The sequence below is a fragment of the Microbaculum marinum genome, from assembly GCF_037855135.1.
Taxonomy (GTDB): Bacteria; Pseudomonadota; Alphaproteobacteria; order Rhizobiales; family Tepidamorphaceae; genus Microbaculum; species Microbaculum marinum.
Genome location: NZ_JAZHOF010000004.1, coordinates 393,489 through 413,759 on the forward strand (window position 1 = coordinate 393,489; position 20,271 = coordinate 413,759).

General features: G+C 66.1%; 22 protein-coding genes. 13 read left to right on the top strand and 9 right to left on the bottom strand.

All coding sequences use genetic code 11. The annotated features are described in order from the left end of the window. The first annotated feature begins 178 nt into the window (after positions 1-178). Positions 179-1,750, top strand: a complete 1,572-nt coding sequence (locus V3328_RS11850) for a choice-of-anchor I family protein (RefSeq protein ID WP_340329867.1) — start codon at positions 179-181, stop codon at positions 1,748-1,750. Positions 1,751-1,812: 62 nt separating this feature from the next. Here V3328_RS11850 and V3328_RS11855 read toward each other — a convergent pair whose 3' ends face one another. Both V3328_RS11855 and V3328_RS11860 read right to left on the bottom strand, forming a co-directional pair. Then, the gene (locus tag V3328_RS11855; RefSeq protein ID WP_340329868.1) at positions 1,813-2,145 is read right to left on the bottom strand and encodes a hypothetical protein; all 333 of its coding nucleotides are present in this window, start codon (positions 2,143-2,145) and stop codon (positions 1,813-1,815) included. Positions 2,146-2,156: 11 nt separating this feature from the next. Then, entirely contained in the window at positions 2,157-2,609 is a 453-nt protein-coding gene (locus V3328_RS11860) for a hypothetical protein (protein ID WP_340329869.1), read from the bottom strand. A 241-nt stretch (positions 2,610-2,850) separates the two neighbouring features. Between V3328_RS11860 and uvrB the strand changes: the two genes are divergently transcribed. Together uvrB and V3328_RS11870 are read left to right on the top strand one after the other, a co-directional pair. Next, a complete protein-coding gene (gene uvrB / locus V3328_RS11865) occupies positions 2,851-5,709 on the top strand; it encodes an excinuclease ABC subunit UvrB (RefSeq protein WP_340329870.1) in 2,859 nt (952 codons plus the stop codon). A gap of 190 nt (positions 5,710-5,899) precedes the next feature. Further along, the gene (locus V3328_RS11870) at positions 5,900-6,142 is read left to right on the top strand and encodes a hypothetical protein (RefSeq protein ID WP_340329871.1); all 243 of its coding nucleotides are present in this window, start codon (positions 5,900-5,902) and stop codon (positions 6,140-6,142) included. A 25-nt stretch (positions 6,143-6,167) separates the two neighbouring features. On the opposite strand, the gene V3328_RS11875 is transcribed toward V3328_RS11870, so the two are convergent. Beyond that, on the bottom strand, positions 6,168-6,518 hold the full coding sequence (locus tag V3328_RS11875) for a lysozyme inhibitor LprI family protein (protein WP_340329872.1): 351 nt from the start codon (positions 6,516-6,518) through the stop codon (positions 6,168-6,170). A gap of 816 nt (positions 6,519-7,334) precedes the next feature. On the opposite strand from V3328_RS11875, the gene V3328_RS11880 reads away from it, so the two are divergent. The 6 genes from V3328_RS11880 (at position 7,335) to V3328_RS11905 (ending at position 11,085) form a co-directional block, all read left to right on the top strand. After that, on the top strand, positions 7,335-8,546 hold the full coding sequence (locus V3328_RS11880; RefSeq protein WP_340329873.1) for a trypsin-like serine peptidase: 1,212 nt from the start codon (positions 7,335-7,337) through the stop codon (positions 8,544-8,546). A gap of 210 nt (positions 8,547-8,756) precedes the next feature. Continuing rightward, positions 8,757-9,083, top strand: a complete 327-nt coding sequence (locus V3328_RS11885) for a BA14K family protein (protein ID WP_340329874.1) — start codon at positions 8,757-8,759, stop codon at positions 9,081-9,083. Between the two features lie 396 nt (positions 9,084-9,479). Further along, positions 9,480-9,863 carry a hypothetical protein gene (locus V3328_RS11890; protein WP_340329875.1) on the top strand — a complete coding sequence of 128 codons (384 nt, stop codon included), beginning with the start codon at positions 9,480-9,482 and terminating at the stop codon, positions 9,861-9,863. 67 nt (positions 9,864-9,930) lie between these two features. After that, positions 9,931-10,320 (top strand): hypothetical protein, encoded by a 390-nt coding sequence (locus tag V3328_RS11895; protein WP_340329876.1) that lies wholly within the window; start codon positions 9,931-9,933, stop codon positions 10,318-10,320. A gap of 27 nt (positions 10,321-10,347) precedes the next feature. After that, positions 10,348-10,569 carry a hypothetical protein gene (locus tag V3328_RS11900; protein WP_340329877.1) on the top strand — a complete coding sequence of 74 codons (222 nt, stop codon included), beginning with the start codon at positions 10,348-10,350 and terminating at the stop codon, positions 10,567-10,569. A gap of 129 nt (positions 10,570-10,698) precedes the next feature. Beyond that, positions 10,699-11,085, top strand: a complete 387-nt coding sequence (locus V3328_RS11905; RefSeq protein ID WP_340329878.1) for a septal ring lytic transglycosylase RlpA family protein — start codon at positions 10,699-10,701, stop codon at positions 11,083-11,085. Between the two features lie 28 nt (positions 11,086-11,113). On the opposite strand, the gene V3328_RS11910 is transcribed toward V3328_RS11905, so the two are convergent. After that, complete coding sequence (locus V3328_RS11910; protein ID WP_340329879.1) at positions 11,114-11,767, bottom strand: MBL fold metallo-hydrolase; 654 nt, start codon at positions 11,765-11,767, stop codon at positions 11,114-11,116. Positions 11,768-11,974: 207 nt separating this feature from the next. Between V3328_RS11910 and V3328_RS11915 the strand changes: the two genes are divergently transcribed. Further along, entirely contained in the window at positions 11,975-12,334 is a 360-nt protein-coding gene (locus V3328_RS11915; protein WP_340329880.1) for a cupin domain-containing protein, read from the top strand. Between the two features lie 232 nt (positions 12,335-12,566). Further along, positions 12,567-12,782: a cold-shock protein gene (locus tag V3328_RS11920; protein WP_340329881.1), complete on the top strand. Its 216-nt coding sequence runs from the start codon at positions 12,567-12,569 to the stop codon at positions 12,780-12,782. 447 nt (positions 12,783-13,229) lie between these two features. Here the strand turns inward: V3328_RS11920 and V3328_RS11925 are convergent, their stop codons facing one another. The 4 genes from V3328_RS11925 to V3328_RS11940 form a co-directional block, all read right to left on the bottom strand. Beyond that, positions 13,230-14,405 (bottom strand): alanine racemase, encoded by a 1,176-nt coding sequence (locus tag V3328_RS11925; RefSeq protein ID WP_378759364.1) that lies wholly within the window; start codon positions 14,403-14,405, stop codon positions 13,230-13,232. A gap of 247 nt (positions 14,406-14,652) precedes the next feature. After that, positions 14,653-15,297, bottom strand: a complete 645-nt coding sequence (locus V3328_RS11930; protein WP_340329882.1) for a ribonuclease T2 family protein — start codon at positions 15,295-15,297, stop codon at positions 14,653-14,655. Between the two features lie 63 nt (positions 15,298-15,360). After that, positions 15,361-15,828 (bottom strand): hypothetical protein, encoded by a 468-nt coding sequence (locus V3328_RS11935; protein WP_340329883.1) that lies wholly within the window; start codon positions 15,826-15,828, stop codon positions 15,361-15,363. 148 nt (positions 15,829-15,976) lie between these two features. After that, positions 15,977-16,651, bottom strand: coding sequence for a TetR family transcriptional regulator C-terminal domain-containing protein (locus V3328_RS11940; RefSeq protein ID WP_340329884.1), 675 nt, complete (start codon positions 16,649-16,651; stop codon positions 15,977-15,979). 210 nt (positions 16,652-16,861) lie between these two features. On the opposite strand from V3328_RS11940, the gene V3328_RS11945 reads away from it, so the two are divergent. Both V3328_RS11945 and V3328_RS11950 read left to right on the top strand, forming a co-directional pair. Further along, positions 16,862-18,085 carry an aromatic ring-hydroxylating oxygenase subunit alpha gene (locus V3328_RS11945; protein ID WP_340329885.1) on the top strand — a complete coding sequence of 408 codons (1,224 nt, stop codon included), beginning with the start codon at positions 16,862-16,864 and terminating at the stop codon, positions 18,083-18,085. 104 nt (positions 18,086-18,189) lie between these two features. Beyond that, complete coding sequence (locus V3328_RS11950) at positions 18,190-19,245, top strand: DUF1176 domain-containing protein (protein WP_340329886.1); 1,056 nt, start codon at positions 18,190-18,192, stop codon at positions 19,243-19,245. 67 nt (positions 19,246-19,312) lie between these two features. Here V3328_RS11950 and V3328_RS11955 read toward each other — a convergent pair whose 3' ends face one another. Then, on the bottom strand, positions 19,313-19,990 hold the full coding sequence (locus tag V3328_RS11955) for an outer membrane protein (protein ID WP_340329887.1): 678 nt from the start codon (positions 19,988-19,990) through the stop codon (positions 19,313-19,315). Positions 19,991-20,271 lie beyond the last annotated feature (281 nt).

Below are 20,271 nucleotides of genomic sequence, written 5' to 3' on the forward strand. Positions count from 1 at the left end.
ACGGCCCTCTCGGCGACTTCCCCCGTCACACCTCCACGATTGTCGCGGCAGGTCCGGCCGCCCCATCGGGCTCCTTACCCACCCCCTGAAGCGGACCCGCTGACAACGGACTGTCATACTACTCGGCTACGGGGTCCCCGTCGCAGTCGCGATCTGATCACACAGAGGGGATTTCGGAATGTCTGCACGTTCAGCTTTGGCGCTGACCTTGTCACTGGCGATACTGGGGGCTCCGCTCGGCGGCGCCGCGCACGCGAAGCCGAAAACGGTCGGCAAATCGAAGCGTTTCGAAATGGTGCTGCAGGGCGCCGTCGATCTCAGCGAAGGCGTCGCGGAGATTTCGGCATTCGACCCGGCCAGCCAGCGGCTGTTCATGGTCGACGGGTCGGCCATTCTCAAGGTCGTCGACCTGAGCGACCCCGCAAATCCTGTCGAACTGCCCGGTGCGGCGATCGACGTTGACGCCGACCTGTTCGCCCATACCGGGATCCCGGCCGCAGAAGCCAACTCGATCGCGATCCGCAACGGCCTCATGGCGGTGGCGGTCGCCGCCGATCCCGCCACCGACAACGGCTTCGTCGCCTTCTACGACACCGACGGCACCTACCTGTACAACTGCCGGGTCGGCGCGCTGCCGGACATGCTCACCTTCGCGCCGAACGGAACCGCTCTCCTGGTCGCCAACGAAGGCGAGCCCGGCGACGCCGCGGACCCGGAAGGCAGCATCTCGATCATCGACATGCAGTCGGTGCTGCGGCGGAGGAACTGCGACGACGCCCGCGACGTGCACACTGCCGATTTCCGGGCCTTCAATCCGGCCCGCGCCGCGCTGATCGAAAAGGGCGTGCGGCTGTTCCCGGGCAAGAGCGTGGCCGAGGACCTGGAGCCGGAATACATCGCCGTCTCCGCCGACAGCCGTTACGCCTGGGCGACGCTGCAGGAAGCCAACTCGCTGGCGCTGGTGGACATTCCCGCCGCCGAGATCGTCGACATCCTGCCGCTGGGCCTGAAGAATCACCGCCGGCCGGACATGGGCCTTGACGCCAGCGACGAGGACGGACGGATCCGGATCCGCCGCTGGCCCGTGTACGGCATGTACATGCCGGACGCCATTGCCAGCTTCGGCCGCGACTACCTGATCACCGCCAACGAGGGCGACGACCGTGGCGAGGACGAGCGCATCGGCGACATCGAACTCGACCCGGCTGCATTCCGCAATCCCGCCAGGCTTCAGAAGGAGAAGAATCTCGGCCGCCTCGGCATCAGCTCCATCGACGGCGATCCAGACGGCGACGGTGAGTACGAATGGCTGCAGAGCTACGGCGCCCGGTCATTCACGATCTGGGACGGCAGGGGCAGGAAGGTGTTCGACAGCGGCGACTTCATCGCCCGTCTGACTGCCAGGAAGGCCCCCGACCTGTTCAACGCCGACAACGGCGACCCGGCGGAGTTCGACACGCGCTCGGACAACAAGGGTGCCGAGCCGGAAGGCGTCGTGGTCGGCCGCTACAAGGGCCGCACGCTGGCCTTCGTCGGCCTCGAGCGCGGCCCCGGCGGCGCGATCGGGCTCGACGTCACCAACCCCAACAGGCCCCGCTGGTTCGACTACGTCCGCCGCGACAACGACGTCTCCCCGGAAGGGATGCTGTTCATCTCGGACGCCGAAAGCCCCACCGGCAAGCCGCTGCTGGTGCTCTCGCACGAGGTCGGCGGCACCGTGACGGTGTACGAGATCTCGGAGCGGAAGTAGTCGCGTCCAACGACGCCTGCCATCCTGACCGACGGCGCCGGTCCTGCTTTCGGGACCGGCGCTTATCCAGGAATGATCACGTCGAACGCCGTGTCGATGACGATTTCGATGACCTTGTTGCGAAACTTGTCGATCCGGATCTGGGCAATTCCCGCCCGCATCAGCGCCCTCATCTGAAGAAGCGCCACCTGGCTCTTCACCAGAAAGGCGTATTCCTCCGGCGCCAATTTTTCCTCGGCGAGAAGGCCATTCCAGCGCTGCAATTTGTCCGCCGTGCTTCTGACGAATTGCTGCAGATCGCCGACCACGTCATCGACGATGTCATTGCCGAACTCCACTGCGAGGTCGCGAATCTTCGGCAAGGCGATTTCGAGTATGTCGTCCAGCGCGCTCATCTTGCCCCCTTTTATCCGTCGCCCGCAGGAGCCTTGGCTTCGCACCGGCTGAGCGTCTTCTTGTTCGCTTCGAGACAGATCAGGTAGTCGAAGGCTTCGGCCACTTGCGTCTGGTACTCATCGGCCAAGGCAGGAGTGACCTTTCCGCGAGTGCGCCAGAGCGCCAGATATCCGCCCACAAGTGGCTGGTCCGGCGATTTGATCTTCCACCACATCTCGGCCGTGACCTCGTTGTGTGGCAGCCCGTTGGCGTATTCGTACGCCTTGTCCAGATTTTCGGTGAGATCTTTCGCCTGCAGCGAATGCTGCGAATAACTGTCCGTGCTCTCCGAAATCAGTTCAAGCGACTCGACCTTCAGGTCGGTCGCATTCTTGTAGGCTACGGCGCTGTATTCGGGAGCGATCGCACAGGCGCCGACAAGTGCAAATGTGCAAAGCAAAACGGCGAAGAATCGGGCACGCAAGCTCGCCTCCCCGGAAAAATGAAGTTCGGCTCAAAGACACAGTTCACGTAGCGTCAGCAATCATTCTAGATGCATGTTTTAAAGAATACAACTATAGATAGATACCCTCATCCGGCGCAAGCGGGATGACCGGCGGGAGTGACAGCAGGCCCTAACGCTCCTGCCACCCCCTGTCAGCAGTCTGCCTTACCGGCCCGCCGACCCCCTCGTCATGACGCCTGACTCGGCCCATATTGCGGTCATGGCCAGATCCAAACCTTCACGCACCTCGGGTTTCGAGGAATCGCCGCAGGCGTCCTTCGACCCGTCCGACTCCCTGGACGTCGACGACCTGCTGCCGCCGATGCTGCGCACCGGGAAGGCCGGCAAGACCGCGCGCGCCGCGGGAGCCGGATCGACGTCCGAAAAGCCTCGACCCTCGCGCACGCCCAACTCCAAGGCCTCGCGGCCGGCGCGGGCGCCGCGCATCGAGGGCACCGAGGGAATGGACCTGATGGAGCCCGGCTCGGGCATCGCTCCGGCGACCGGATCGCCGTCGGCCGACGAGGCGGAATCCGCGCTGGCGGTGCGCGAGGCACGCGACAACCTGACCGCGCTGCTGGAGCGGGGCAGACCCTTCTACGTCCCCGACGACGCCCCCGAGTGGGTTCCGCACCGGCCCGCGCGTCCCGAGAAGTCGGAGGGCGGCGTCGCCTTCAAGATCGTCTCCGAGTACGAGCCGCGCGGCGACCAGCCGACCGCCATCGCCGAACTCGTGGAGGGCGTGAAGGCCAGCGAGGACACCCAGGTGCTGCTCGGCGTCACCGGCTCCGGCAAGACCTTCACGATGGCCCAGGTGATCGAGGCGACCCAGCGTCCGGCCCTCATCCTCGCCCCCAACAAGACCCTGGCCGCGCAGCTCTACGGCGAATTCAAGAGCTTCTTCCCCGACAACGCGGTCGAGTATTTCGTCTCCTACTACGACTACTACCAGCCGGAGGCCTACGTCCCCCGCTCCGACACCTATATCGAGAAGGAAAGCTCGATAAACGAGCAGATCGACCGGATGCGCCACGCCGCGACGCGGGCGCTCCTGGAGCGCGACGACGTGATCATCGTCGCCTCGGTATCCTGCATCTACGGTATCGGCTCGGTCGAGACCTACACGGCGATGACCTTCACGCTGAAGCTCGGCGAGCGCATCGACCAGCGCCAGCTCCTGGCCGATCTCGTGGCCCTGCACTACCGGCGCAACGACCATGCCTTCCAGCGCGGCACGTTCCGGGTGCGCGGCGACACAGTGGAGATCTTCCCGGCGCATCTGGAGGACCGGGCCTGGCGTGTCTCGCTGTTCGGCGACGAGGTCGAGGAGTTGACCGAGTTCGATCCGCTGACGGGACAGAAGACCGATGCCTTCAAGTCGATCAAGCTGTACGCCAATTCCCACTACGTCACGCCGCGGCCGACGCTGCAGCAGGCGATCAAGGGCATCAAGGCGGAGCTGAGGGCCCGCCTCGAGGAACTTAACCGCGCCGGCCGGCTGCTCGAGGCGCAGCGGCTGGAGCAGCGCACCGTGTTCGACCTGGAGATGATGGAGGCGACCGGCTCCTGCGCCGGCATCGAGAACTACTCCCGCTACCTGACCGGACGCGCGCCCGGCGAGCCGCCGCCCACGCTGTTCGAGTACCTGCCCGACAACGCCATCGTCTTCGCCGACGAAAGCCACGTCACGATTCCGCAGATCGGCGGCATGTATCGCGGCGACTTCCGGCGCAAGGCGACGCTCGCGGAATACGGGTTTCGCCTGCCCTCCTGCATGGACAACCGGCCGCTGCGCTTCGAGGAATGGAACGCCATGCGACCGCAGACCGTCTGCGTCTCGGCGACCCCCGGCCCCTGGGAGATGAACCAGTCCGGCGGCGTATTCGTGGAACAGGTGATCCGCCCCACCGGCCTGGTCGATCCGCCCGTGGAGGTGCGCCCGGCGACCTCGCAGGTCGACGACCTTCTCGACGAGGTGAAGCAGGTTTCCGCCAGGGGCTACCGGTCCCTCGTCACCGTGCTGACAAAGCGCATGGCCGAGGATCTGACCGAATACCTGCACGAGCAGGGCGTTCGCGTCCGCTACATGCATTCCGACATCGACACGCTGGAGCGCATCGAGATCATCCGCGACCTGCGGCTGGGAACGTTCGACGCACTGATCGGCATCAACCTTTTGCGTGAGGGCCTGGACATTCCCGAATGCGCGCTGGTGGCGATCCTCGACGCGGACAAGGAAGGCTTCCTGCGCTCGGAGACGTCGCTGGTCCAGACCATCGGACGCGCCGCCCGCAACGTCGACGGCAAGGTGATCCTCTACGCCGACAGGATCACCGGCTCGATGGAGAGGGCGATGGCGGAGACCACGCGCCGCCGCGAGAAGCAGACCGCCTGGAACCTGGAGAACGGCATCACGCCGGAATCGATCAAGCGCAATATCGCCGACATCCTCGGGTCGGTCTACGAGGCGGACCACGTCACCGTGGATACCGGTCTCGCCGAGACCGGCGCGACCTACGGCCACAATTTGCGCGCCGTCATCGACGATCTGTCGAAGAAGATGCGCGAGGCCGCGGCAGACCTCGAGTTCGAGGAGGCGGCACGCCTGCGCGACGAGATCAAGCGGCTCGAAGAGGCCGAGCTTGCGACCGCCGAGGACCCGATGGCTTATCCGGAGGCCTCGCCGAAGGGCAGGAAGACCCGGAAGATCCAGGAGTCGAGACGGGCGAAAGGATCTTCTTCTGGCGCGCCAGGCGCGCGCCCCCCCTCCCCGACCCTCCCCCACAAGGGGGGAGGGAGCCCGGACGGCGACCCCACGGTTCCCTCTCCCCCCTTGCGGGGGAGAGATGGAGAGAGGGGTACGCCGGGCGACGGCCCGGCAAGCGAAGACACCCCCTCGCCCTCGGAGCGGGTGCGCAAGCACACGCTCGATGAGATGGGCATGAAGGACCGGCCGGAGCCGCTGACGCCGGAAGGCTGGACCCGCAAGCAGGCGCCGGCTCCGCTGGGCACCAACAGCAGGGGCCGTTCGTCCGGCGGCAAGCCGGGGACGCGGACCTACAAGGGCAAGGGTCGGTAGGCACCGGCTCGATCGCGCGCATTGCTGCCGCTTGCCGCTACGTCATATGCGAGTGATAGTGACGGGCACGCTGGAACGGCGCGCAGCGGGGCGGCGCGGGTGCGTGTCCCCGCTGGACCGTGGGAGCGACGGCAAGGAGACGGACAGATGCGACTGATGCTCAAGTTCTCCATCCCGGTCGAGCGCGGCAATGAAGCCGCCGCGGACGGCAGCATCGGACGGGCGATCGAGAAGCTGGTCGAAGCCACCGGTGCCGAAGGCGGCCTATTTCACCATGATCGACGGCGAACGCGGCGGTTACGTCTTCTTCGAAGAGACTGATCAGGCCAACCTGACGAAGTACAACGAGCCGATGTTCGCCGCGCTCGACGCCCACATCGAAATCGCGCCGGTGCTCACCCTCGACGACCTGAAGCGGGGTCTGCCCGACTGACGCTGGGTTCCGGCGCCCGCGCCCCTCACATTCCTTCGCCGGCGGCAGCCTTCAGGAACATGATCTGGTCTGTATAGGCACCGATCAGGCACTGGTAGTCGGCGCCGCAGGCGTCGCGCCGAGCCAGAAACTGCTGCTGCGACGACCTGACCTCCGCGACGCTGCCGTTCTTGACGGCCGTCCCGCCGGAGATCAGCGAGTAGTAGAGGCCGGCCGCCTGGTCATCGAGCTGCGAGAGTTGCGGATGCTCGCAGATCGCGTGCTCCGTCGGCGTCGCGGCCTTGGCGCAATCGAACGATGCGGCCCGGCTGTTGCCGGCAATGCTTGCCGCCGCCGCCCCCAGGAGCAGCATCACGATGCAGCGCATTGTCCTCATTGATCCCTCCTGCCTGCCGAAAGGGCCCCGCGTGTCGAATCGCGCGCGCCCACTGCTACCTCAGATTGGTATCTGTTGGAGGCTCGCCCGGGAATTTCAATAGCCTGCCAACAATCGAAACCCTGCTGAAACAATTGTTACACGACCTAAACCGACGAAACAAATGTTACCACGACGCAACAGAGATATCGTTGTCGGCCTGAATCCCCTGGGCTAACCTTACTTAACGTAGCAGATCGGAAACGATCGACGACTACTGAAACTGGATTGAATTGTCCAGACGGCCTTGGATGGATGAAAGATGCAAACAAGCTGCATGACAGTATTGATTGCGAAGCATCCATCGAGTTGCACAGATTTTCTTTCTTCGATCCCCCCATCTTCTGTCGCCAGCCGCTCGGCTGGATTGCGTGCACCGACAGGCGCAGACCGCGCTGCCGGCGCGGCGCGCCGAGGCGGGAACCTCTATTTTCCGGGTTTGAACCTTGGCGGCCGGACCGCCTCCGGCAGGTCGATGCCGGGGCGCTGCGCCGTCAATCCCACTTATTGCTGAGACTACCTATTTCAGTCGAAGCGCGCGGCCCCGTTACGGGGCCGCGTTTTTTCGTGCGCGCCGATGCACGGGCCGCGTCGCGGCGTTTCCTCCACCCGCGAGTGCGACGCCAACCACCAGAAAAGCGACCTGACGCACGTCGCATTCACGGCGTTGCCGCCGTGCGGCGAGGGGAGCACACTCCGCGAAGAAAGCCGGCGTTGTAAACTCTATTGCCTGCCCGCTTTCTGACTTTTCGCATCACCCAGACCAGGAAAACAACGATGACGATAGCCTTGCGTTTAGCCTCGGCGCTGTCTGCGCTTGCGCTTTCCACCTGCATACTCGGTTCCGGCGCGGCTCTCGCCCAGCAGGCCGCGCGCACGTCCTCCTCGCCGGAGCGTCCGGCGGGCGAATCCAGCCTGCCGCTGCCCAAGGGCCCGCAACAGAGCAAGATGCCGCTGGTCAGTTCCGACCTCTTCGAGGAAGCCGCCGAACTGGCCACCGGCGGCCGCATCAGGGGCAAACCGGGTGTCTCCGGCGCCTCGGTGGGCGCGAATGCCGAATCCGACGCCGCGAATCTCTCCGAGCCCGAGGCATTCGGCAGCTCCACCGCGCCCTACACCACCGCCCGCGTCGCAGTCGGTGCACTTGGGTCGTCGACGACGAACGCCAAGACCCCCGTCACCAGCTACCCCTACCGGGCAACCGGCAAGCTCTGGGCGCGCTGGGGCGACAGCTGGTACGTCTGCACCGCCTCGCTGGTGAAGAAGGGCGTCCTGATCACCGCCGCCCACTGCATCTTCAACTACGGCGACCGCGCCGAGGGCTGGGCCGACGAAGTGCGCTGGTATCCCGCCAACTATGCCCAGAACGGCGCGCCGTACGGCTACTACTCGCATCGTCAGTTGCGCGTCCCGACCTCGTACTATGCGGGCACCGACACCTGCACGCAGGCCGGCGTCGTCTGCAACAACGACATCGCCACCGTCGTGCTGAATACCCGCGACGGCCAGTATCCCGGCAACGTCGTCGGCTGGTATGCCTACGGCTGGAACGGCTACTCCTTCAAGAAGTCGTCCTTCCTCGGCAACAAGACGACCGTGCAGATCACCCAGCTCGGCTATCCCCTCGCCTTCGACAGCGGCTATCAGATGATCCGCACGGACGCGGTGGGTTGGTACTACAGCTCCGGCAGTCTCAAGAACACGCAGATCGGCTCCGCCCAGACGGGCGGATCGAGCGGAGGTCCCTGGCTGACCAATTTTGGCACCAAGCCAAGCGTCTCGAGTGCCGCCTCGCTCGGCAACAAGACCAGCCAGGCCGTCGTCGGCGTGACGAGCTACGGGTCCACCACCAAGGGCTACAATCGCCAGGGAGCCTCCTACTTCGGACAGAACAAGGAGTTCTCCGGCAGCGACTATGGCGGCTACGGCGCCGGCAACATCGGCAAGATCATGCAGGACACCTGCGCAGCCCAGCCCAGCTACTGCTGACCTGTCCCGCACTCGCGGCGCGGCCCCTCGCCGGGGCCGCGCCATTTGTGCCCGCCGTCGATCCATCCGCATGAACGTTAGGGTGAACGTGCCGTTCAGGCACGGTTCAGCCGCCGCCTGTCAGAACACGTCCCATGAGACGGAGGCGTTCGAAGGCACGCAAGACGCAAGGCCCGGCGCACCGTCCGCAGACGTGACAGGAGAATTGTCATGAAACGGACCTGGAAGACCCTCGCCGCCGCCGGCCTCATCGTCGCCGTCGGCGCCGCGGCAGTCCCCGCCTCGGCGAACGCCGGCTGGAACCACAACAACGGTGCGGCCGCCGCGGCGGGCTTCATCGGTCTTGCCGCCGGCGCGATCATCGGATCGACGATGGCACAAGCCAACCCGTACCCCTACGGCGGAACCTACTACTACGGCCCGCCGGCGCCGTGGTCGCCGGCCTGGTACAGCTACTGCTCGGCGAAGTACAACAGCTTCAACCCGAACACCGGATACTTCTACGGCTACGACGGCCGGTATCATTTCTGCCGGTGAGCTCGCACCGGGAAACGCCGGGACCTCATGGGCGGCCGCGACTGCGCAGTCGCGGCCGCCGAAAATCGCCAGGCGATCTGTTTCGCCCCCTCGCGATCGAACTTCTCCGCAGCCTTGGCGTTTCAGTAACACATCCTGATTGTTTCCGATCTGACGGCAGGGCCGGGAGGGGTGGAAAGAACATGACCCGAAACGGCCGACCGCCTTCGTTGACGACCGTGAAATGATTGAAACAGGGACTGCAATACGGATGAAATCCGGACCCGGCATAAGGGAAATCGCAACGGCTCATCGTTATCGTGAGCCGGCTGGGAATTGACAGGGCTGGAACGAGATTTGGGAGCTCCAAAGATGCTCGCCGCAGATATTTTTTCCCGACGGACCCGAAATTTGACGATGAACGACGCCGCTCGTCACGGCACGACCGCCCGCATTTCCGGGCTTCGCGAGTTTTCCGCAACCGTCTCGCTCGCGGTTGCCCTTGCCGCCATGCCGGGACTGACGATGGCCGGCTACATCGAATCTCCCGTCTGCCAGGCGCACCTCGACAAGATCGAAGGAAAGCTCTCCAACGTATCGATGACCTTCGAGAACGGGCTCGACGAAGCCGGCTCTGCCGACTGCGAAGCGATGCACGGTCAGGTCCGCTTCATGCTTGCCGCCCGCAACTTCTACAAGCGGTGCGCTACAGGTACCGAAAGGGTACAACGCATCGACTTCACCGAAGGCTCCATCAGCCAGATCACCGACCGCATTTCCCAGGACTGCTCTTCGAACTAGCAACCCTCGAGGCGCCCGATAGCGGCGCCTCCCCACCGCCCGAACGCTTCGTCACACGGACCCGATCATGAGCGACCGCCGCACCCCTCGCCCCTTCGTCCTGGCCGCCGTAACCGCCGCCCTCCTCGGCGGCGGCCTGACCCTCACCATGGCCCTGGCGCCGGTTCCTACGGACGCGGCGACCGGTCCGGCAGCCGGGGCTTCCGGAAGCTGCGCCGAGAGCATCGCACAGGTCCACCGCGGTTTCGGCGCCAGCCTGACCCGGCTGGCCGACGTCGCTGAGGCCGGACCGGCCGAACGCTGCGTTGCCTATCGCACCCATCTGGCCGCAATCGACACGGCCCGGGTGGTCTATGGAAGCTGCATGACCGGCTTCGCACGGGACGACCAGGTCGGACAGCTCGACCTGGCCTATTCGGACTGGCGCACCACCATCGACGACCGCTGCTCCGAGTAGTCGGCCGGCCCGGCAGGTTGCACCGAAATGAACGCCGCCCTCTTCGACGCGATGTCGGCCTACGGGTTGCAGCTGGCATTGTGGCTCGGCTGGCCGTGTCTTCTGGCCGGCGGGCTGGCGGGTGCGGCGATATCGCCACGATGGCGCATCACCGGCATCGTCGCCGGTGCGACAGGCGGGACGCTGCTGTGGATGGCGAGCTGGCTGGCGGTCGCCGTCAGCCTGCGCCTGATGGGCGTCGCTGCCTGAACGCGCCAGGCGCGGCTCCGCTGGCCTGCGGATTTGCCGCGATTGCCCTCCCCGCCCCATTCTTGCCGTCTTTTTCCGGCCAATCCGACTTTGACAGGTCTCGGGGGATCACGTCGGAGGTCAGGGAAAATGTCCGCGTTCTTCATCCGCGCCGCGGCGGCGACTGTCGCTGCTGCGAGCCTTTTCGCGCTGTTTCCGTTGGAGTCGCATGCGTCCGAATGCGGACGCGCCTCGTGGTATGCGATGACAAGCCGCACCGCCTCCGGCGAGCGTGCCAATCCGAATGCCTTCCACGCCGCCCACCGCACCCTGCCCTTCGGCACCCGCATCCGCGTGGAGAACCTCGGCAACGGGCGCTCCGTCGAGGTCCGCGTCAACGACCGCGGGCCGTTCGTGCGCGGCCGTGTCGTCGATGTGAGCAAGGCGGCGGCCGCGCAACTCGGCTTCATATCGGCGGGCACCGCCGCCGTGCGCGTTACCGTCGTCGGGCAGAAGCCGGGCGCCGGCTGTTCCTGACGGACCGCCCGATCGAAGCAGCGCCGGGTCAGGTCGGCGCGTTCTCTCCCGCATAGGGATTGGTCCGGCGTTCCTCGCCGATCGTGCTTCCCGGCCCGTGGCCGCACAGGAAAGACACCTCGTCGCCGAGTGGAAACAGTTTCTCGCGGATCGACCGTAGCAGCGTTTGCAGATCTCCCCCGGGAAGGTCCGGTCGACCGATCGAACCGCGGAACAGGACGTCGCCGACGAGTGCGAACTTCATCTCCTTGTTGACGAAGACGACCGACCCCGGGCTGTGGCCGGGGCAGTGCAGGACGTCGAACGTCACTCCCGCGATATCTATCGTGTCGCCCTCGCGCAGCCACCGGTCGGGCACCACGTTGCGCGCACCCTCTATGCCATAGGCCGCCCCTTGCTCGGCCAGGCTGTCGAGGAACGGCTTGTCCGCCTCGTGCGGACCGATCACCTCCACGCCGAGGTCGGCGCGCAGCTCGTCGGCACCGCTGGCATGGTCGACGTGGCCATGGGTCAGGACGATGGCGTCTATCACGACGCCGAACTCCGCGACGGCGTTCTTGATCAGCGGCAGGTCGCCGCCCGGATCGATGACGATCCCCCGCCTGGTCTCTTCGTCGAACACCAGGGTGCAGTTCTGCTGGAACGGCGTGACGGGGACGATCGCTGCGCGAAGATTGGGCATCGGGGCTTCCTGTACTGCGTATGCATGGCGCCGGAGGCTGCTCGTCTCCGTGACTAGCCGATGGCGCCGCCCGACGAAAGGGGCGCGAGGCGTGCTGCACGGCTATCGTCCGGTGTGCCGGCGCTGTAGGCTTGGCGGGCTCGATGGCAACCGGCAGCGCCGCCGGGTCACTCGGCGCGCCCGCGCAGGCTTGGAGGCTTCCGCTTGATGAACCCGCTTCTGGTTTCCTTCGACATCTCCGCGGTCACGCCGGAGCACGACCAGCCGCCGGCCGACAGGGTCGTCAGCGGATCGCCGCGCTTTACCACCTGGAACGTCGACGAGAGCGGGGACGGCCGGCGCTTCGCCGGGGTCTGGGAGGCGACGCCGGGGACATGGCGGATCGCCTACGACGAGTGGGAATTCTGTTCCATCATTTCCGGTGTCTCCGTGATCAGCGACGACGACGGTGGATCCGTCACCGTGCGCGCCGGCGACGCATTCGTCCTCCGGCCCGGCTTCACCGGCACGTGGGAGGTCGTGGAGACAACCCGTAAGCAATACGTCATCGATCTGCCTCAGAAATAGGCAAAACTTGACCTTGAGTTAGCTGGCCCGGAGATGTCATTGTAAATTTGCTTGCCAATGCCAGTGCCATCCGTCATCAAAAGTGATTGAGGCGGCTGATCGGACTACCGGATTGGACTACGACGTGCTACCTGCCGCGCGGAACACCTATCCCGATGAAACCTGTTCGCCAGCCTCATTCTAGTCCGGCCGCAAGCGAAGCGGCCGGCAAGCTTCGGGAAAGGAGGCTGCCATGCGCCAGACCGGCACAGTAAAGTTCTTCAATCAGTCCAAGGGTTTTGGGTTCATCACGCCGGACGAGGGCGACAAGGATGTGTTCGTGCACATCTCCGACGTCGAACGTTCCGGCATTCCCCCCATCGACCAGGGGTCGCGCGTGTCCTTCGAGACGGAACCGGACAAGCGCGGCAAGGGGCCCAAGGCCGTCAACCTGCAGATCGCCGGCTGAGACGGTGTGCTGTCTCGGCCCGGGCAGCGGCTCGGGCCGAGTTTCGTTGCGACGACTGCCGTATATTCCCGCTGGGGAAATCGCGCGAACTTTGCTAGCCTGTCCCTGATGGGATAGCTTCGCGACATACTTGGTGCATCGTCGCCACTAACGTCGTTTCGGCGTTCTTCGCCGGAACCGGGGAAAGTCGCGCCGGCGACGGAACAGCTCCTCCCGCCCCCGCCGTTCTGGCGGCTCAGGATTCCGGGCACGTCTTGCGCCCCAACGTGAACTGCACCTGTCGCTTCGACGGCAGGGATTTCGGCATCGGTGAGTCCGCGTGCATCCGCGGCACGCTCGCCACCTGCTCCACCGTCCTCAACAACACCTCCTGGGCGATATCCGCCACGCCTTGCCCCGTCGCAAGCCTGCTCACGGAGCCGGCAGCCGGCCGGTAGGCTTGCCTTGTCAGGCGCTAAACGGCGCCGCGACGGTGATGAAGGTATCCGGGTAGAGCCCGTTGAAGTCGGTCCTCAGCGACAGCGAGTAGGCGCCGATGTGGCCGACCTCGATCCAGTCGCCTGTCTTGACCGTCTCCGGCAGCCAGAACGGCCGCGACAGGATGTCGACGGAGTCGCAGGTCGCGCCCATGATCCGGAACGGTACGATCCTGTCGGGATCGCCCTTCGGCCGCAGCCGGTCCGGCTCTGCGATCAGCTGGACCGGCAGCGTCAGCTTTCCCGTCCACGAATCCGACAGGCTCGCCCAGATGCCGTCGTTGATATACAGGCGCTGGCCCTTGCGCAGCAGCACGCGCACGATCACCGAAAGCGAGCGCGCGACGATGGCGCGGCCCGGCTCTGCGATCAGCGGAATGTCGCTGAATCCGGCCAGGTCGACGGCGCGCAGGATGCTCGGCAGCAGTTCGCCCGGGCTCGGCACCGGAAAGGCGTCGTGCTTGGGGTCGCGTCCGTAGCGGGCCGGATAGCCGCCGCCGATGTCGAGCGCCGCCAGGGGCACGCCCGCCCGGCTGCGGATCCACTGTGCCGTCTTCAGCGCCTGCTCGTAGGCGTCGGGCTGCAGCACCTGGCTGCCGACATGGAAGCAGAGGCCGGCCTGCGCGCCGAGCCTCGCCACGCGCTGCAGGAGTTCGACGGCATGGCCCGGTGCCGCGCCGAACTTGCGGGAGAGTTCGTAGACCGCGTGCCCTTTCGTGGCCAGCCGGACGAACAGCGTCAGTTCGGAGGCATCGATGCCCGCCGCCCGCGCCTCTCGCAGGATCTTGGCGACCTCGTTCTCGTGATCGACGGCCATGTGGCGGATGCCGTACTCGGCAAGACCTGCCCGGATCGAGGACGCCGGCTTGACCGGATGCATGTAGAACAGGTCGGCGCGGGGGGCCGCTTCACGCGCCAGCCGGAACTCCTCCCGCGAGGCGACGTCGAAGGCGTCGATCCCGGCGCCGGCGACGCCGCCCAGGATCAGCGGATGCGGATTGGTCTTGACGGCATACGCCGTGCGGCCCGGAAACGCGGTGCGGAACGCCTCGGCGTCCGCTGCCAGTTGATCCGGGCGGAAGCAGTAGACCGGCTCGTCCGGCCGAAGCGCCAGCGCCGCCGTCTGCGCGTCGGGATAGGACATCAGCGTGTCCGGACGGTCCTGAATGGTCTCGATACGGGCGGTCGACGGCACGACGGGCCTCCATGGTCTCCTCCCGGATCGGAAGCAGCGCTTCCGCGTTCGCCCCGGGAGTATCCTTCGTCACCGGAATGCCTGTTCCGGCGTTGGGCGGAACCGCCTACGCCCACAATATGGCCGTCTTATCACAACCGGCCGGAGCCGCGAAACACGCACCCCCGCCTGCGATGGCGGGGCGGGGACGTTTCGGAATCTAGCCGCCGCGGGCCGGCGGCATCACGGCGCGCTGCAGGCGGCAGGACTTGCGATCGACCTCCTCGCAGGACCGGTACTCGAGGGACTTCGTCAGGCAGATCCGCACTTCCCGCAGGCGCCGGCTGTCGCAGGTCACCGCGATCGCGTCTGCGGCGATGCCGGGATTGGCGGTGCGGAACGCGGTTTCCACGTCCGCCGGCGTCACCATGGTGTATGCGGCGATGCCCTCGAACGCCGGCGGTATCCTGACCTTGCCGCGGGCTTTCCTCAGCGTTTCGAAATATCCCTCGACCGGCAGGCCCGCGCAGGTGCCGTGCTTGTCCCATTCGTGCCGCACCAGGCCCGGACTCGGCATGATATCGAGCATCGCGCGCACCATCGGTTCCGACGGCGGCGCCCCGGCCGGCCTGCAGTATTGCGGCCAGCCGCGCTCGTATTGCGGCCACAGCCCGTGCACGACGAAATGGTACGGCCGCCCGCCGGCGCACTGGAACCGGTCTGCCCTGTCGCCTTCTGCCTCGCAATAGGACGGCGACCAGGACAGCGCGAGGACGTAGAAATCGAAATCGCCGGGGACATCCTGCCCGGCCCGTGCAGCGACTGGACCGGCCAGCCAGAAGACTGCGGCGGCAAGCAATGCCATAGGGCGGCACGCGCTACGCACCGGCTCGCACCCCGGAGCCAGGCTTTCGGACGGCCGCCCCGCTCAGAGCGGGCGCAGCATCTTGCAGGCCGGCGCGTAGGAGTAGTCGCGATCGCGGCCGACCAGGCAGTACTGCACCCCCCAGCCGACCCCGGCGAAGCCCTGCTCGCTGCGCAGCCAGTAAACCAGATTGTAGCGGTTGCCGTCGGTCAGATAGGCGGTGCCGGTGCAGTAGCGCCGGGCGATGATCGTGGGATCCCAGTCGCGGAACGCCGTCTCGCGGGCTTCCGTGATGTCGGCCATCCGGACGCCGGTATGCCAGTATTCCGCCTCGGTCTGGTCGAAGCGCGCCGTGATGGCGCTCAGCACGGACGGCTCGTCGCACTCCGGCCCGTTCCAGGGCGCGTTGCGATGGGCATCGTACAGGAACAGGAAGTTGTCCGCGGCGGCGGGCGCACCGATACCGCTGAGCGCGAACGCACCAAGGCTCGCGACGACAGCACAGGCTGCGACAGCGGCGAAACGCACCATTCAGGCCTCCCCGTTACAATTGTCGGGCAAGGATGCGCAGCGACGTGGGCCGGGTCAAGCAACGAGAGGGAATTTCCGGGCCCGCGCGGCGCATTGGCGCACGGCCGTGGCATTTGGGCACTGCCGGGACCGGATGGACCCGCCGCCGTTACGGTGCGGGAGCCCGCCTCCTGGCGTTCGCCGCTTCCCAGGCGTCGATGTCGGCGGCGCGATCGGGCACCAGGATGCGCAGCTGGAGCAGCACGATTCGCTGTGCCTCGAAACGGTTGGCCATGTCGGGACTGATCAGGATGTCGACCCACAGGCCGTCGATCAGCCCCTCGATCATCCTGGCCATGTCGCTCGCGCCGTCCGGCGGCTTGCCCTCGGCCAGCAACAGGTCCCGGCAGGCCTGCGTCGTCGCCTCGTAGCGCTCGTGGTCGTTGGCCCCGCAAATTTTCAGGTACTGGGGCCGGGACTTTGCCTCGCCGTAAAACGCGTGCCAGACCGCGATCGACTTGCGATTGCAGACCTTCGGCGAGAAGCTCGCCCCCACGAGAGCCAGCAGCCGCGCCAGCGGATCGGTCCCCGCCTTGGCCAGCGCCGACTGCCAGGTCTCGGCGAATTCCGCAGAGACGTGCCGCAGCGTCTCGACCAGCAGCGCGTCCTTCGACTTGAAGTGGAACAACAGGTTGGCCTGCGACATGCCGGCTTCCCGCGCCACCGTCGCCAGCGTCGTGTCGGCGAATCCGACCCGTGCGACGGAATCGATCGCCGCGGCGACGATGTCACGTCGCCGGGCGTCCTTCGAAACCCACTTCGACCGCTCCGCTCTATCGACCATTTTGACCCTCATGATAGGGTGCTTTCACGAGTAATTTCAATCCACTGACGTCAATTACTGACTGATTGATCAGTCAGGATCTGGACAAAACGGCGATACTGTGGCAGTCTTTCCTTCCGGCCGGCCCCGACCGCACCTCCCTCGTCTGCGCAGTAACGCGGCCTGCCGGCCAATGACGATGCACGTTTCACGACCGAAACCAAGGACCTGATGATCATGCGCAACGCGCTGGCCAGAAACGATCTTTTCGACGACGAGTTCCGCGGCGGCCTGCCCGCGTGGACCTACACGAGCGACGAGATCACGGAGCTGGAGATGGAGCACATGTTCCGGCGCTCCTGGCTGGTTGCCGGTCATGTCAGCGAGATCCCGGATCCGGGCGACTTCATTACCCACGACATCGTCGACGAGCGTGCCCTGATCGTGCGCGGCCAGGACGGCGCCGTGCGCGCCTTCCACAACCTGTGCCGCCACCGCGGCTCGCGCGTCGTCGCCGAACCAACAGGCAATTGCGGCAATCGCATCGTCTGCCCGTTCCACGGCTGGTGCTACAACGCCGACGGCTCGCTGCGCGGTCGCGCCGCGGAGAAGACCTTCCCCGCCGCCGAGAAATCAGAGCTCGGCCTCAAGCCGGTCGACATGGAGATCTGGCACGGCCTGATCTTCATCCGCTTCAAGGGCGACGGGCCGTCGGTGGCCGAGACCATGGCGCCGGTGGAGGCGGAGATCGCGCCATACCGCATCGAGGACATGAAGCCGCTGTTCCCGCGCTACAAGGTCGAGGTGGACGTGAACTGGAAGGCGATGGTCGACGTCGATGCCGAGGGCTATCACGTGCCGATCGCCCATCCCAGCCTGATGGACCTCTACGGCCGCACCTATCGCGACGAGATCCTGGAGAACGGCATCGCCCGGTCCTACGGGACCTTCGCGGACAGCCGCGAGGGAAAGATCTGGAGCGTGCGCAACTACAAGCGCCTGCTGCCGGATGTCGAGCATCTGCCGGAGAGCCACCGCCGTGCCTGGGTCTACTTCTCGATCTTCACCGGAACGGCGCTGCAGCTCTTCCCGGACATGGTGGACTTCTACCAGTTCTATCCGCTGACCACGAACCGAAGCGTCTCCTGGGGCGCCTCCTTCGCCCTGCCGGACGACCGGCGGGAGATGAAGGCCGCCCGCTACCTCAACCAGCGCATCAACGAGATCACCACCCAGGAGGACACCCAGCTCATCAAGTGGTCGTGCGAAGGCATGCGCTCGTCGGGCTATGACGACTTCCTGCTCTCCGACCTGGAGCTCGGGGTGAAGCATTTCCACGAGACGCTGCGCGACAACATCCCGGTCATGAGCCTGCCGGAGCCGCCGCCCAGCGGCACGGTGGCACAGGTCAACGCCGCCATGTGCGGCAACCCGGCCTATCTCGGCAACCGCTGACTCCGATTAATCGGCAGCCGCCATCGCATTGGCGTGCCGCCGGGCCGGCCGTCTGATACAAACGCGCGTCCGAAACCGCCGACCCGGTCCCGCGCGCCATGCCGATGCCACGACGCTTGCTCGCCTGCCTCTTCGCACTCCTCGCCGCGGCCTCTGCCGAGGCCGCCGAGACGGCCGCGTTTCGCGGCTGGCAGGCCGAATGCACCGACGACAACATCTGCGTTCTGGTCAACCGGGCGACCGGCGCGGCTGGCGAGGACGCGGTCATTGCCTTGCGCCGCCTGCCCGATGCGGGGGCGCCATGGCAGATCCTGGTGACGCCGCTCGATCCGGCGATCGATCTGACCCATCCCTTCGCCCTGAACGTCGACGGCGGGCCGAAGCTCACCTTCAATCCCGGCTATGACTTCCTGGCCTACGGACCAGCCGGCAACCTGTTTCTGGTCAACCCCGGGCTCGCCGGCCGATTGCTGGGAGCGATGGCGGGCGGCATGTCCGCTGCGCTTTACTACGAGCCGGAGGCCGGCGGCAGCGCAGCTGCCGTCTTCGCCCTGCCCGGCCTCGCCGACGGACTCGCCTGGATCGATGATCGCCAGTCGCGCCTCGACAGGAACCGCCGGGTGGCCGCGCCGGTAGACCTGGAGCCGCACGAATCGATGGCCGGCCTCGTCACCCCGATCGACGGCGGCACCGGCGAGCGGGGCCTGCCCAACAACGTGCTCACGCAGCACTACGGCGTGCACGGCTGCGAGCGCCTGGACAGTACCCTGATGTCCGCCACGCAGCCGCTGACGGGGAGGCTGTCGGATTCGGCCGTGCTCTATGCGATCCCCTGCACGGCGACGGGCCAGCGCGTCGACTACCGGCTCTATGTCGTGGAAACCGGCGAGATCGGCGGCATCGATACGCTGTCGTTTGCACGCTACAGCCGCGACTACGGCTGGACCGGCACCGACACCCTGGTCGACATCGCGTACGATCCCGAAGAAGGCGTCCTCACCAGTGCCTCACCGCACCGCGAGGTCGATGGCTGCGGCCACTACGCCCGTTGGCGCTGGACCGACATCCGCTTTGCGTTGATCGAGTACCGCTACCGCGAAAGCTGCGGTGGCGCAGGGGATCCAAGGCAGTATCCGGAGGTCTTCCGGCTCGGCAATTAGCTCGCCGCCTTCTCCTGGGCGGACGCGATCCGCCCCGTCGCGCTGAAGACGAAAGTCGGCGCCGGGCCTACTGGAACTTGTAGGTCACGCCGGCGCGAACCGTGTGGCTGTCGAACTCGGTGGTGAACGGCGAGCCTCCCAGCGACCCGTCGACTTTCCCCAGATCGGTATAGAGGTATTCGCCGCGCAGGGTGATCCGGTCGTTGATTGCCGCCTCGATGCCGGCGCCGATCGTCCAGCCGACCTTGGTGTCGCTGAACGAGGTGCCGGGGGCCGACAGTTCCACGTCCCCCACCGCCAGGCCGCCGGTCCCGTAGAACAGGTAGCGGTCATAGGCATAGCCCGCCCGGCCCCGCAAGGTCGAGAACCAGTCGTTCTGGGCTGTCACCGGGACGCCGGCGATGAGCTGCGTGTCGTCGCCGGTCTTGAAGTTCACGTCCAGTTCGAGGCCGTAGACGAACGGACCGTTCTGGAAGTTCATGCCGGCATAGGCGCCGGCGGTGAAATTGCTCGGATCGAAGCTGGTCGAGACGGGCGCGACGCCGAACAGGGTGTCGAACGTATCCCAGCTCGCCCCCGCGCTGACGCCGGCATAGACGCCGGACCAGTCGTAGACGACTGGGGCAGCCGGCGTGAACATGTTCCGGTCGACCGTTTGCGCATGACCTGGCGCTGCCGCGGCGGCCATGAGGATGGCAGTTCCGCCAGCAAGAAACAGCGCACGGGCGTTCGCGCGAATGGACATCCAATCATCCTCCGGGCACGCGTCGATCCGGCTGAAACCCGATCCGCCACCGGTGGAACCGGCTCACCGCCGCATTCGACCGTCCGGCTCGTCCTCGCCGGAAATCGCGAGGAAATCTGTCCGTTTCGTGGCGCGCCGACCACCTTTACCCTTACGGTTTGGCAAGGTTTCCTGCGGTCTCGACGAGGCCTATGTAGGAACGCCGGCGGGACGAACAAGTTCGCTTCTTTTACGACCGCTTCGACGAGAGTCCCGGCCGGGCCCCAAAGCGGGGCAGCCGG